The organism is Micromonospora sp. MP36, assembly GCF_008119785.1.
In the GTDB taxonomy this organism is placed as follows: domain Bacteria; phylum Actinomycetota; class Actinomycetes; order Mycobacteriales; family Micromonosporaceae; genus Micromonospora.
In genome coordinates this window covers 1-13,113 of sequence record NZ_VSFA01000155.1, presented here as the reverse complement: position 1 = coordinate 13,113, position 13,113 = coordinate 1, and the positions used below count along the sequence as shown (strand labels likewise).

Below are 13,113 nucleotides of genomic sequence, written 5' to 3'. Positions count from 1 at the left end.
TCGTGTTCGCCGAGGATGGCGTAGTACTCGCCGGCTTGGCACAGGCTGGCGGCCTGCTCGGCGCAGTCGTGGCCGGCGTGGGAGCGCGACAGCGCGTCGGCATGGGCGCGCCGTTCGGCGTCGGTGAACGGTACGAAGTCTTCGTCTCCGGGCCGGGGGTCGTTGCGGTGTCTGCGCGCCATGCCACCACCCTAGCGACGGCGCCCGCCGGCGGGCCGTCACACCGCCGTGGGATCAGTGCTGGTTCAGTACACGCTTGCGCAGCAGGTCGAAGCCGGCACGACCGTACATTCGGCGCTTGATCATCTTGATCCGGTTCACGTGGCCCTCCACCGGCCCGGAGTTCCACGGCAGCGTCAGCCCCGCAGTCACCGCATCAAGGTCGCGTTGTAGGCCAGCGACGAACGAGTGCAGGCTGGGCAGGTCATCGGCCAGCGCCTCGTGGCCGAACCCTGTCCTGCCTGCATTGTCAGTTCACGGGGTGTGACCTGGTCGCGGCCGCCATCATCGCCACCCGCATCCCGGGCGGTGGTCCCACCACCCCGGCCGCCGTTGTGCTGCCGGAGGTGGTCACACACCGTCATGCCGGCCGACAACTGCCCGGTGCCGGCCGGTCCCGGCGTGACCCCGCCGCCCACCTGTGGCGGCGCGAGGCTCAGTTGGCCCGCAGAGGCCTGCCCCACCAGCTGGTGGGGAGTCGCACGGTGACGATCCACAGCAGTGCATCGGAAACCCGGTGAACGTTAGTGAATAGACACCGCACTAGGCTCGCCCGCATGCCTGTCCAGGAGTCCACGGCAGCGGTCGACTTCGATCTGACCGGGTTTGATCTCGCCTGGCTGGTGACGCTGGCCAGTGTGGTCGAGACCGGCTCGTTTACGCAGGCGGGTCTGCGCCTCGGGCTCACCCAGTCGGCCGTCTCGCAGCAGGTGGCGGCGCTGGAGCGGTGGGCCGGCACCGAGCTGCTGCGGCGCCGGCCGGTCGCGCTCACCGACGCTGGCCGGCTCGTGCTCGGCCACCACAACGCCCTCCGCGCGCAGCTGGTGCGGCTCGGCACCGAGCTGGCCGACCTACGCGAGGGGAGGCTCGGCACGATCCGGGTCGCGGCATTCCTGTCCGCCTGCCGCGCGCTGGTGCCGGGAGCGCTCGCCGCCTTCCGCCGCGATCACCCGCTGGTCCGGGTGGTGCTGTTCCAAGTGGAGCCCGGGCCAGCCCTGGCCGCGCTGCGAGCGGGCGACGTCGATCTGGCGATCGTGTTCGGGTACGGGACGTTGGAGATTCCGGCCCCGCTGGTGCCCGTGCCGCTCTTCGACGAGCCGGTGCTGCTCGCGGTGCCGGCCGACCACCCGATGGCCGGGCTGAGCTGGGTCGACCTCGGGCAGGTCGACCCCGCCGAGCTTGTCGCCGCGCCGGACGCCTCGCTGCCGATGACCTGGCCCGACGCGGCCCGCACCCACTACGAGGGCGACGACTTTTCCGTGGTGCTGGCGCTGGTCGCGGCCGGGCACGGGGTGGCGCCGGTGCCGCGGCTCGCGGTCACGCCGCCGCCCGCCGGCGTAGCGCTGGTACCGCTGGCCGGCGCGGGTCCGGCCAGGCGCCGCGTCTGGGCGGTCGCCGCGGAAGGGGCCGACCAGCCGCCGGTGACTGCGTTCATCGGCGCACTTACTGCCGGGTCGCCCGCCGCGGGTACAGCTGCCGTATAGCTTTCGCATAGCGCGCCATACCAGTGTTGTTCGGAACGCCGTGGAGCATCAGGAGGGGGGCGCATGTCGGGGTCGGACGAGCGGCCGCTGTCGGTCGGGCAGCAGGCACTCTGGTTGCTTTACCGGCTCGCGCCGGAGAGCCCGGCGTACAACGTCGTGCTGGCGATGCGTATCCGCGGCCCGCTGGACACCGAGCGGCTCGCCCGAGCCGTGGCCGGTCTGGCCGACCGGCACCCGGTGCTCACCGAGGGATTCCACGAGGTCGACGGCGTGCCTGTGCGCACGCCCGGCCGCGCCGGTGCGCCCCGCCTGGTGGTCCGGGAGGTGCCGGTGGCGGACCTGTTCGAGGCGGCGTGTGCCGAGTCGGTCGTGCCGTTCCGGCTGGATCTCGAGCCGCCGATGCGCGCCGTGCTGCTGCGCCGGGCCGCCGACGACGCCGCGCTGGTCCTCGTCACCCACCATCTGGTCAGCGACGCCACCGCGCAGTGGCTGATCGCCCGGGATCTGCTCGAGGCGTACGCGGGCGCACCGGCGCGGCCGGCGACTTCGGCGTTTGACGAGGTGGTGGCCGCCGAGCGGCGGCTGCTCGACTCGCCCCGCCGCGAGGTGCTGGAGCGCTACTGGCGGGGCGTGGTTACCGGCGTACCGGCGGCGAAGCTCCCTGCGGACCACCTGGCCGACGGCCTCGCTGGCCTACCGAAGGGCAGCTCCACCACGGTTTGGTTCGACCCGGATCTGGCCGTGAGCGTCGAGGCCGCCGCCCGGCGGGCCGGGGTGACCCCGTTCGCGTTCCTGACCGGCGCGTTCCAGGCGATGCTGCACCGGCACACCGGCGAGAGCGACTTCCTGATCGGCTGCCCGGTCACCACCCGGCTCCGAGGCGGCCTGCGTGAGGTCGTCGGCTACCTGGCCAACTCCGTCGTGCTGCGGGCCACGTTCGACCGCACCACCACGCTGCGTGCCACGATCAAGGCCGCGCAGCGCTCGGTGGTCACCGCGAACGCCCATGCCGACCTGCCGTTTTCCACGCTCACCGAGCTCGTCGCGCCGCGGCCGCCGCTCTTCACGATCGCGATCACCATGCTGGTCGCCGATCGGCTGGAGCCACCGCTGCCGATGGTGACGCCCGACGCGGTCGAGGGCCGTGAGATCACGTACGGCGGGCTGCGGCTCGCATTGCTTGATGTCCCGCAGATGGAAGGACAGTTCGACCTCCTGGTCGAGCTGCGCCAATCCGCCGACGGCCTGTCGGCGGTCTTGAAGTACGACGCCGGCCAGTTCGAGCGGTCGACGATTGAACGGGTCGCTGCCGCGTTCACCAGGTTCGTCCGACTGGCGGTGGAGGACCTCGATGCGGTAGTTGCCGACCTTTCGCTCGTCGACGCCTCTGACCTCACGCTTCTCCTCGCTATGGGAGGCAGTACCCACCCTGCTATGGGTACTGGCGTTGGAGACCGCGCCTAGGTTCTGCTCATACGATCGTCCCGATCAGGTCGACTGGCGCCACCAGACGATCGGGAAAGGGGGGGGACGACTTTGTCTGCAGGCATCAGACTCGAACGTGTCCGGAAGGCCTACGGGCAAGGCCCGACACAGGTCGTGGCGCTTGACGACGTCACCCTCGAGTTCGGGCCGGGCACATTCACGGCGGTGATGGGCCGCTCTGGTTCCGGCAAGTCCACTTTGCTCCAGTGCGCCGCCGGCCTGTTGACGCCCAGCGCGGGCCGGATCGTCGTCAACGGCGTCGACTTGTCCGGCCTGGACGAGATGGCGCTCACCGAGCTGCGCCGTGGCCACATCGGCTTTGTGTTCCAGTCGTTCAACCTCGTGTCGTCGCTCACCGCCGAGCAGAACGTAGAGCTGCCTCTGCGCCTGGCCGGGCGCCGCCCGGCGCTCGACGGTGTCCGCCACGCCCTGGCCGAGGTCGGCCTCGCGCACCGCGCCACCCACCGGCCCGGCCAGATGTCCGGGGGCGAGCAGCAGCGGGTGGCGATCGCCCGCGCTCTCATCTCCCGGCCGACCGTGCTCTTCGCGGACGAGCCGACCGGTGCCCTCGACACCAAGAGCGGCCGCGAGGTCATGCAGCTGCTCGCCGGTCTGGTGCGCCGCGAGGGGTGCGCCGTGGTCATGGTCACGCACGACCCGGTGGCCGCCGCGGCAGCGCAGCGGGTGATCTTCCTCGCCGACGGTCGTGTCGTCGGCGAGCTGACCGAACCTGACGCGGCGTCCGTCGCCGCCAAGATGGCAGACCTGGAGGTCAGCACCCGATGATCGGGCTTGCCGGGGCCACCCTGCGGTTCCGCTGGCTGTCCGTGTTCGGCGCGTTCGTCGCGCTGGCGATCGGCGTCGGCATGATCTCGACCGTCGCGATCGTGCTCGGCGCGACGATGACCGCACCGCCTCGACCGCCGGAGCGCTTCGTCGGCTCTCCAGTGGTCGTCGTCGGCCAGGGACGCCTGGTCCTCGACAACGGACAGGACGTCGAGTCGGTACGCCGGGATGAGCGTTCGCCCGTCGCTCCGGCCCTGGTCGATCGGCTCGCGGCCGCCGGCCGGACCGTCGTGGACCGCACCTTCTATGCGCAGGTCCCCGGCGGTCCGGCCGGGCAGGTCGGGCACCCGTGGGCGGTGTCGCAGCTGGGACGGTACGAGCTGGTCTCCGGCCGACCCCCGGCGGCCGCCAACGAGATCGTGGTGCCGTCGGGCATGGGCACCGAGGGGGTCGGCGTCTCCGTCATCACGCGGGCCGGGCCCAGCCGGTACACGGTGGTCGGTGTGGTCGCGGCCGTCGACTTCGAGTCGGCGGTCTTCTTCAGCGACTCCGAGGCCGCCCGGCTCTCCCCGGCCGTCGACGCGGTCGCCTTCCTGCCCGGCTCCGCGCCCGGCGAGGCGGCGGTGAGCCGGATCGTCGGCGACGGCGGCGAGGTGCTCACCGGCGACGACCGCCGGCAGGCCGAGGAGGCCGCCCGGCGCGACCGCCAGCAGATGCTCAACACCCGTACGCTGCTCGCCGTCGCGGGCGGCCTCGCCGCGTTCGTCGCGGTGTTCGTGGTCGCCTCCACGTTTGCGTTCACCGTCGCGCAGCGGCGGGCGGAGTTCGCGCTGCTGCGCACGCTCGGTGCCACCGTGCGGCAGGTGCGGCGGCTGGTGTTGGGCGAGGCGGCCATGATCGGGCTCGCCGGCTCGATCGTCGGCTGCGCGATCGGGGTGATCGGCGGGCCGCTGCTCGGCGACCGGCTGGCCCGGGACGACACCGCACCGGCCTGGTTTGACGCGGGGCCGGCCGTACCGCCCCTGCTCGTATCCGTGATCGTGGGTGTCGGCGTCGCCGTCGTGGCCGCCCGCACCGCAGCCAGGCACGCCGGCCGGGTCTCGCCGATCGAGGCGCTACGCGAGGCGCGGGTCGAGGAGATCACCGTGACCCGCGGCCGGCTCATCGCCGGGCTCGTCCTGCTGTTCTGCGCCCTCGGCGGGATGGTCTTCATCGGCCGGGCCCAGCCGCACATCGCCACGGTTCCGGTCATCTACATGTGGCTGCTCATCATCACGGTCACCGCGGTGGCGGTGCTGGCTCCGGCGCTCGTACCGCCGTTCATCCGGGTGGTCACCTGGCCGCTGACCCGGCTGCGCGGCGCGGTCGGCATGCTCGTGCGCCAGCAGACGCTGAACGCGGTCCGGCGCACGGTCGGCACCGCCGCGCCGGTGCTGCTCACCCTCGGGCTGGCACTGTCGCTGCTCGGCGCGCTTGGCACCACCGACAGCGCCCGGGTCGCCGAGCGCGACAACACGCTCGTCGCCGACCTGGTGCTGCTCCCCGACGACGCGCCCGGCCTGAGCCCGGCGCTGGGGGAGCGGCTGGCTGGGCCGGGCGACGCGTACGTGGCCACGCCGGTGCCACTCACCGTGTACGGCTACGACTCCGGCAGCCTCCGCGACTTCGACGCGATCGCGGTCGACCCGGTGGCGCTAGAGCAGACCTCGCCGCGCACGGTCCTCTCCGGCTCGATGGCCGACCTGGCCGACGACACCGTCGTGGTCACCGACCGCTTCGAGGCCTCGGTGGGGCAGGAGCTGCGTCTGTGGCTCGGCACCGGGCAGGAGGTCACGCTGCGGGTCGCCGCGGTCGTGGCCCAGGGCATCGGCGGCTCCGAGGTCTACCTGGCTCCGTCGTACGCGGCGCGGGGCGGCGGCGACGGCCTGGCCGAGTCGGTCCTGGTCAAGTTCCGCCCGGGCGCCGACCCGTCGGGGGTGCGGGAGCGGGCTGAGTCGCTGGCCGGCAGCTACCAGGCCCGGGTCGCGTCCCGCGACGACTTCGCGCACGCCGGCGCCGGCGGCACCCCGCGCAGCAGCATGGCCGGCGTGGAGCTCCTGATCGGCGTCACCGCGCTCTACTGCGGTATCGCGATCGTCAACATGATGATGATGGCGGCGGCCTCGCGGGTGCGGGAGTATGCGGTGCTCCGGCTGACCGGCGCGACCCCGCGGCAGGTCCGGCGGGTGGTCTCCGGCGAGGCGTTGCTCGTCGTCGGCGTCGGCGCGGCACTCGCGCTGCTGGCCACGGCCGTCAACCTCGCCGGCACCGCAGCGACGCTGTCCCGGTTGGTCGGCGGGGTACCCGTCGCGGTGCCCTGGGTGGCCGGCGTGGCGCTCGTCGCGGGCAGTGCGGTGCTCGTGCTGGTCACCTCGCTGCTGACTGTTCGGGTGACCATGCGCGCGCCGGCCGTACAGCTCGTCGGTGCCCGTGAGTAACCGCTGCGGGCGAGGCGACCGGGGCGGCCGCTACGGGCTGCCCCGGCGTCCACGCGTTTCCGCCAGGCCGGCGGCGGATATAGGGACGTTATAGCCCCGGCCAGCACAGTGTCCGCATGAACCCCTTCTCGCAGGCGGACGCCCAGGCGCCCGGCGGCGGCGCCACCCTTGCAGAACAGTTCGCGCAGCAGGTGCGGGCCACGCCCGAGGCGACCGCCGTCGTGGACGGCGGACAGGAGATCAGCTACGCGCGACTCGACCGTGCCGCCAACCGCCTGGCGCATCACCTGCGCACCCGAGGCGTAGGCCCCGACTCGCTGGTCGGCGTCGGCCTGGAGCGCGGCGTGGACCTCATCACGGCTCTGCTCGCGGTCTGGAAGGCCGGCGCCGCGTACGTCCCGCTCGACCCGCGGCACCCGGCCGACCGAATCGCGTACGTGCTGGCCGACACCGGGGCACCAGTCGTCGTCTCCGACCTGCTCAAGGAGGCGCCAGCGGGTACGGCGATCGTGCACCCGACTCGGGACCGCGCCGCGATCGAGGCGTGCCCCGACACCGCGCCGGACGTGCGTCCCGACCCGGACGGCGCGGCGTACGCGATCTATACCTCCGGCTCGACCGGCCGGCCCAAGGGCGTGGTGATCTCCCACGCGGGCATCGCCAACCGGGTCGGCTGGACCGTCGGGGTGCACAAGCTGTCGGCCGCCGACCGGGTGCTGCAAAAGACCGCGATCGGCTTCGACGCGGCCGGCTGGGAGGTCTTCGCCCCGCTGGTCAGCGGCGGCACCGTCGTGCTCGCCCCGCTCGGCGCTGAGCGCGACCCGGCAATGCTGGCCCGCAGCGCCGCCGACTCCGACGTCACCGTGCTGCAGCTCGTGCCGTCGGTGCTGCGGCTGCTGGTACAGGCACCGGACCTTGCCCGCTGCACCGCACTGCGCCTGGTCTTCTCGGCCGGCGAGCAGCTGCACGCCGAGCTGTGCCAGCGGCTGCTGGCGCGGGTAGACGTGGAAGTCTGGAACACGTACGGGCCGACCGAGTGCTCGATCGACGTGACCGCGCACCGGTTCGACCGGGCACAGACCTCCGGCCCCGTGCCGATCGGCCGCCCGATCGCCGGCATGCGCGTACTCGTGCTCGGCGACGACGGCACGCCGGTTCCGATCGGCGTACCCGGCGAGCTGTACGCGGGCGGCGTCGGCCTGGCCCGCGGTTACCTCGGCCGGCCCGACCTAACCGCCGAGCGGTTCGTGCCCGACCCGTACGGCGCACCGGGCGAGCGCCTCTACCGCACCGGTGACCGGGTGCGGTGGCGCTCCGACGGCACGCTGGAGTACGTCGGCCGCCGCGACCACCAGGTCAAGATCAATGGGGTGCGGATCGAGCCGGGCGAAGTAGAGGCCGCGCTCGCGGCCCACCCAGGGCTGCACGGCGTCGCGGTCGTCGCGTTCGCCGACCCGGCCGGCGTCCAGCGGCTCGCCGCATACGTCGTACCCGCCGAGCCCGGCGCGGCCGTGGCGGCCGACGCCCTACGCGCGTTCCTGCGCGACCGGCTACCGGAGGCGATGATCCCGTCGGTCTTCGTGCCGCTCGCCGCCCTGCCCCTGAACGCCAACGGCAAGCTGGACCGGGCCGCGCTGCCTGCGCCGGACGTCGCCGGCCTGGCCGCCCGCCCCGCCTACCTCGCGCCCCGCGACGACGCCGAGCGGACGGTGGCCCAGGCATGGCAGGAGCTGCTCGCCGCCGCCGGCGAGGTCGGCGTCCACGACGACTTCTTCCAGCTCGGCGGCTCCTCGCTGCAGCTGACCCGGCTGGCCAACCTGCTGCGCGAAGCCACCGGCCGTCCGGTGCCGCTGGCCGGCCTCTTCACCGCCTCCACCGTCGCCGCGCAGGCCCGCCTGCTGGCCGACGCCCCGGCGGCGCCCACCACCGACCGGATCGTGCCGGTACCCCGGGACGGCGCGCTGCCGCTGTCGTTCGGCCAGCACCGGCAGTGGTTCCTGGACCGGCTCACGCCGCGCAGCCCGGAGTGGGTCAGCCCGCTCTTCCTGCGCCTGCCCGACGATGTCGACGCCGGCGCGGTGGGCCGCGCGCTGAACGTGTTGGCCGGCCGGCACGAGACGCTGAGGACGCGGTACCCGAGCGTGGACGGTGAGCCGCGGCAGACGATCGACCCGCCGGGCCAGGTCGCGCTGCGTACCCTGACCGTGCCCGCCGACCAGCTCGCCGCGCACATCTCGGCGGAGCTCAACACCGGCTTCGACCTGGCCGAGGGCCCGCTCTGGCGCGGCCTGCTGGCCCGGGTCACCGACGACGAGCAGCTGCTGCTGCTCACGTTCCACCACATCGCCTGCGACGGCTGGTCCTCGGTCGTGCTGGAGCGCGAGCTGCGGGAGCTGCTCGCCGCGGACGCGGAGGGGCGCCCGGCGCGCCTGCCCGACCTGCCGGTGCAGTACGCCGACTTCGCCAGCTGGCAGCGCGATCGGCTCAGCGGCGCCGCTCTCGACACGCAGCTGGACTTCTGGCGCGGTGCGCTCGCGGGCCTGGAGCCACTCGACCTGCCCGCCGACCGGCCGCGCCCGGCCGAGCGCGACCCGGCTGGCGCGATGGTGCCGTTCACCCTGCCGGCCGCGCTCGTCGAGAAGCTGACCGACGTGGGTCGGGCCCACGGGGCGACCCGCTTCATGACGCTGCTGACCGCGTTCGCCACGCTCGTGTCGCGCTACACCGGGAGCACGGACATCGCCGTCGGCAGCCCGGTCGCCGGCCGGCAGCACCCCGACGTGCGGGACGTGGTCGGCTTCTTCCTCAACACTGTCGTGCTGCGCTGCCCGCTGGACGGCGGGCCGGCGTTCACCGAGGCGGTGCGGCGGGTCCGGGACGTCACCCGGGCCGCGCTCGCCCACCAGGAAACCCCATTCGAACGGCTCGTGGACGAGCTGGCGCCGGAGCGGGACCTGTCCCGCACACCGCTGTTCCAGGTCGCGTTCGACCTGCACGACGAGGAGTCGACGAGCACGCTCACCGACCCGGTCGACATGGACTCGTTCCTATCCGGCTGGCGGATCGCCAAGACCGACCTGTCGCTCTACCTCAAACGCGAGCCGGACGGCTCGTTCACCGGCGCCCTGGAGTACGCCTCGGCGCTCTTCGACCACTCCACGGTAGAGCGGATGGCCGACCACCTGCTCCGGCTGCTGAAAACGTTCGCCACCGACCCTGAGCAAAACGTGTCCGAGGTGGACTTCCTAGACCCGGCGGAGCGGGCCCAGGCGTTGGCGCCGCCGGTCGCGACCGCCGACGAGGTCCACTGCCTGCACCACGTCTTCGAGGAGCGGGTGCGCGCGACGCCGGACGCGACCGCGGTGGTGGCCTGCGGCGTACGGCTCAGCTACCGCGAGCTGAACGAGCGGGCCAACTGCCTGGCGCACCACCTGGTGTCGCTCGGCGCCGGCCCGGAGTCGCTGGTCGGCGTCTGCCTCGACCGCGGCCCCGACCTGGTGCCCGCGCTGCTCGGCGTGCTCAAGGCAGGCGCGGCATACCTGCCGCTGGACCCGGCCCAGCCAGCCGACCGCATCGCGTACTTGATCGACGACGGTGGGGCGAAGCTGGTGGTCACCTCCTCGGCCCAGCTCGCAAAGGTGGCGGACGGCGGCGCGACCACGGTGGTCCTCGACCACCAGGGCGTACGGGCCGCGCTGGCCTCAGAGCGGGTAGACGACCCGGTCACACCGGTCGGGCCAGACAACGCCATCTACGTCATCTACACCTCCGGGTCGACTGGCAAACCCAAGGGCGTCTGCCTCACCCACGCCAACGTGCACCGGCTGTTCACGATGACCGACGCGCTGTTCAGCTTCGACGCGGCCGACGTGTGGACGCTGTTCCACTCGTACGCCTTCGACTTTTCGGTCTGGGAGCTGTGGGGTGCCCTGCTGTACGGCGGGACGCTCGTCGTCGTGCCGTCCACGGTCACGAAGTCGCCGGACGAGTTCGTCGCCCTGCTCGTGGCCGAGGGCGTCACCGTGCTCAACCAGACGCCGTCCGCGTTCCGGTCACTTGTCGCGATGGCCGCGGCCGGTGACCCGCGCATGGCTGACCTCGCCCTGCGCACGATCGTCTTCGGCGGCGAGAAGCTCGAACCGGCCGACCTGCGGCCGTGGGCGGAGCGCTTCGGCCTGGAGCGGCCGCAGCTGATCAACATGTACGGGATCACCGAGACCACCGTGCATGTCACCTACCACCGGATCACCGCCACCGACCTCGCCCAGCCCGGCAACCCGATCGGTTTCCCGCTGCCCGACCTGACCGTCCGGCTGCTAGACGAGCACGGGCAGCCGGTACCGATCGGCGTACCGGCCGAGATCTACGTCGGCGGGGCCGGCCTGGCCCGGGGTTACCTGAACCGGCCGGAGCTGACCGATCAGCGGTTCATCCCGGACCCGTTCGGCGGCCCGGGCGACCGCCTGTATCGCAGCGGTGACCTCGCCCGCCGCCGGCCCGACGGCACGATGGACTTCCTGGGCCGCGCCGACGACCAGGTGAAGATCCGCGGCCACCGGGTGGAGTTGGGGGAGATCACGGCCGCGCTGGCCGCCCAGCCCGGCGTCCGCGAGGCGGTCGTGGTGCTCTCCGGCGACCGGCTCGTCGGCTACCTGGTGCCCGCCGAGGGCGCGGCCGCGCCAGGCGCCGCCGAGCTACGTACGGTGCTCGCCGAGGCGCTGCCCGAGTACATGATCCCGGCGGCGTTCGTGGCGCTGCCGAAGATCCCGCTGACCGTCAACGGCAAGCTCGACAAGCGGGCCCTGCCGGCGCCGGACCGGGACGCCACCGGCGCGGGCGAGAAGTACACCGCGCCCAGCAACCCGGTCGAGGAGCGGATCGCCGCAGGCTGGGCCGAGCTGCTCGGCAACACCCCGGGCACGCCCGGTGTACACGACAACTTCTTCCGGCACGGCGGGGACTCCATCCGCGCCGTACGCCTCACGTCCTGGCTGCAGACCGAGTTCGGCGTCGAGGTGAAGGTGCGGACAGTCTTCGAGCAGCCCACCATCGCCGAGCTCGCCGTCGTGGTCGAGGAGCTCATCCGGGCGGAGGTCGCCGCATTGACCGACGAGGAACTACTGGTGCTGGGAGAACAGCAATGACTTCGAGCGGTGACATCAACTCCGCCCAGGCCCGCGAGGAGCTGATCCGGGCCCGTCTGGCCGGACGGCGCGGCGGTGCCGCCCGCATCTCGCCCGCCGACCGCAGCGGCCCGCTGCCGCTGACGTACGGGCAGCAGCAGATGTGGTTCCTCAACCGGCTGGAGACTGGTAGCCCCGAGTACCTGGTGCCGATGGCGCTGCGGCTCACCGGCCCGCTCGACGCCGGGCGTCTCGGCGCGGCGTGGGCCGCGCTGGTCGACCGCCACGAGATCCTGCGCACCCGCTACGCGCTCGCGCTCATGGGCGACACCCCGGTGCAGACGGTCGACGCGTCGCCGGCGCCGGCCCCGCTGCCGGTGACGGACCTGGCCGCCGTACCCGCCGACCAGCGCGAGGCCCGCGCCGTCGAGCTTGTCGAGCGGGCCGCCGCCACCCCGTTCGACCTGGCCGAGGAGTGGCCGGCGCGCGCGTCGCTGATCCGCCTCAACGCCGAGGAGCACGTCCTCGTCGTCGTGATGCACCACATCGCCTGCGACGCCTGGTCGATGCCGCTGCTGACCTGCGACCTGGCAGCGTTCTACGCCGGCACCACGCCCGCGCCACTGCCCGTGCAGTACGCCGACTACGCCGCCTGGGAGCGCGGACCGGAGGTCGCTGCCGTGCACGAGCGGCACCTCGGGTACTGGCGCGACGAGCTGACCGACCTCACCCCCGTAGACCTGCCGACCGACCGCCCGCGAGCGCCGGTCCGGGACTGGCACGGCGACGTGGTCGACTTCCAGGTGCCCGCAGCGGTCGCCGAGCGGCTCGCCGAGGTCGGCCGCAGCAACGACGCGACGCTCTTCATGGTGCTGATGACCGCCTTCCAGGCGCTGCTGTCCCGATACACCGGGCAGTCCGACGTCCCGGTCGGCACCATGGTCGCCGGCCGCACCCGCCCCGAGCTGCAAGACTTGATCGGGTACGGCGTCAACAGCCTGGTCGTGCGCACACGCTGGGAGGACGACCCCGCCTTCACCGAGATGCTGTCGCGCACCCGCACCGCCGTGCTCGGCGCGTTCGACCACCAGGACGTGCCGTTCGCGCGGCTCGTCGAGGAGTTGCAGCCCGAGCGGGACATGTCCCGCACCCCGCTGTTCCAGGTCGCACTGACGCTGCAGGACGCCCGCTCCGAGACCGGCGACTTCGCCGGGCTGCGGGCCACGCCGCTCGTCGCCGGCTCCCGAGTCTCCCGCTTCGATCTGACCGCGCTGTTCAGCCGCGCCGCCGACGGGACGCTCAACGGTCACCTGGAGTACGCCACCGCGTTGTTCGACCGGCCCACCGCGGAACGGATCGCCGGCCACCTGAGCCGCCTGCTCACCCACGTCGCCGCCGCGCCGGAGGCCCGCATCTCCGCGCTGGAGATCCTCGACGCGGCCGAGCGTGAGCTGCTGACCGCTGGCGCCGCTGCGGTGTCCGTGGTGGATCGTCGGGTGCACGAGTTGTTTGGCGAGCGGGTCGCGGCGACGCCGGATA

General features: G+C 73.0%; 8 protein-coding genes. 6 read left to right on the top strand and 2 right to left on the bottom strand.

Features of this window, described 5'->3' with window-relative positions; translation table 11 throughout:
* Positions 1-182: hypothetical protein (locus tag FXF52_RS38225; RefSeq protein ID WP_148804549.1), on the bottom strand; the 182-nt coding region annotated here is incomplete at its 3' end.
* Between the two features lie 52 nt (positions 183-234).
* Entirely contained in the window at positions 235-435 is a 201-nt protein-coding gene (locus tag FXF52_RS38220; RefSeq protein ID WP_370518081.1) for a transposase, read from the bottom strand.
* A 341-nt stretch (positions 436-776) separates the two neighbouring features.
* On the opposite strand from FXF52_RS38220, the gene FXF52_RS38215 reads away from it, so the two are divergent.
* From FXF52_RS38215 to FXF52_RS38190, 6 genes are all read left to right on the top strand, one after another.
* On the top strand, positions 777-1,703 hold the full coding sequence (locus FXF52_RS38215) for a LysR family transcriptional regulator (protein WP_148804548.1): 927 nt from the start codon (positions 777-779) through the stop codon (positions 1,701-1,703).
* Positions 1,704-1,766: 63 nt separating this feature from the next.
* Positions 1,767-3,167: a condensation domain-containing protein gene (locus FXF52_RS38210; RefSeq protein ID WP_148804547.1), complete on the top strand. Its 1,401-nt coding sequence runs from the start codon at positions 1,767-1,769 to the stop codon at positions 3,165-3,167.
* Between the two features lie 135 nt (positions 3,168-3,302).
* The gene (locus FXF52_RS38205) at positions 3,303-3,974 is read left to right on the top strand and encodes an ABC transporter ATP-binding protein (RefSeq protein ID WP_319993806.1); all 672 of its coding nucleotides are present in this window, start codon (positions 3,303-3,305) and stop codon (positions 3,972-3,974) included.
* Positions 3,971-6,451 carry an FtsX-like permease family protein gene (locus FXF52_RS38200; protein ID WP_148804546.1) on the top strand — a complete coding sequence of 827 codons (2,481 nt, stop codon included), beginning with the start codon at positions 3,971-3,973 and terminating at the stop codon, positions 6,449-6,451. Before FXF52_RS38205 ends, FXF52_RS38200 begins: the two co-directional genes overlap by 4 nt.
* 116 nt (positions 6,452-6,567) lie before the next feature.
* On the top strand, positions 6,568-11,595 hold the full coding sequence (locus FXF52_RS38195; protein ID WP_148804545.1) for a non-ribosomal peptide synthetase: 5,028 nt from the start codon (positions 6,568-6,570) through the stop codon (positions 11,593-11,595).
* Positions 11,592-13,113 (top strand): condensation domain-containing protein (locus tag FXF52_RS38190; RefSeq protein ID WP_255472811.1); only part of this gene is annotated, 1,522 nt, incomplete at its 3' end. The genes FXF52_RS38195 and FXF52_RS38190, both read left to right, overlap by 4 nt.

Bases quoted from the DNA above. Each gene is read 5' to 3' on its own strand.
- FXF52_RS38215 (WP_148804548.1), top strand. From the start codon at position 777: ATGCCTGTCCAGGAGTCCACGGCAGCGGTCGACTTCGATCTGACCGGG.
- FXF52_RS38210 (WP_148804547.1), top strand. From the start codon at position 1,767: ATGTCGGGGTCGGACGAGCGGCCGCTGTCGGTCGGGCAGCAGGCACTC.
- FXF52_RS38200 (WP_148804546.1), top strand. From the start codon at position 3,971: ATGATCGGGCTTGCCGGGGCCACCCTGCGGTTCCGCTGGCTGTCCGTG.
- FXF52_RS38195 (WP_148804545.1), top strand. From the start codon at position 6,568: ATGAACCCCTTCTCGCAGGCGGACGCCCAGGCGCCCGGCGGCGGCGCC.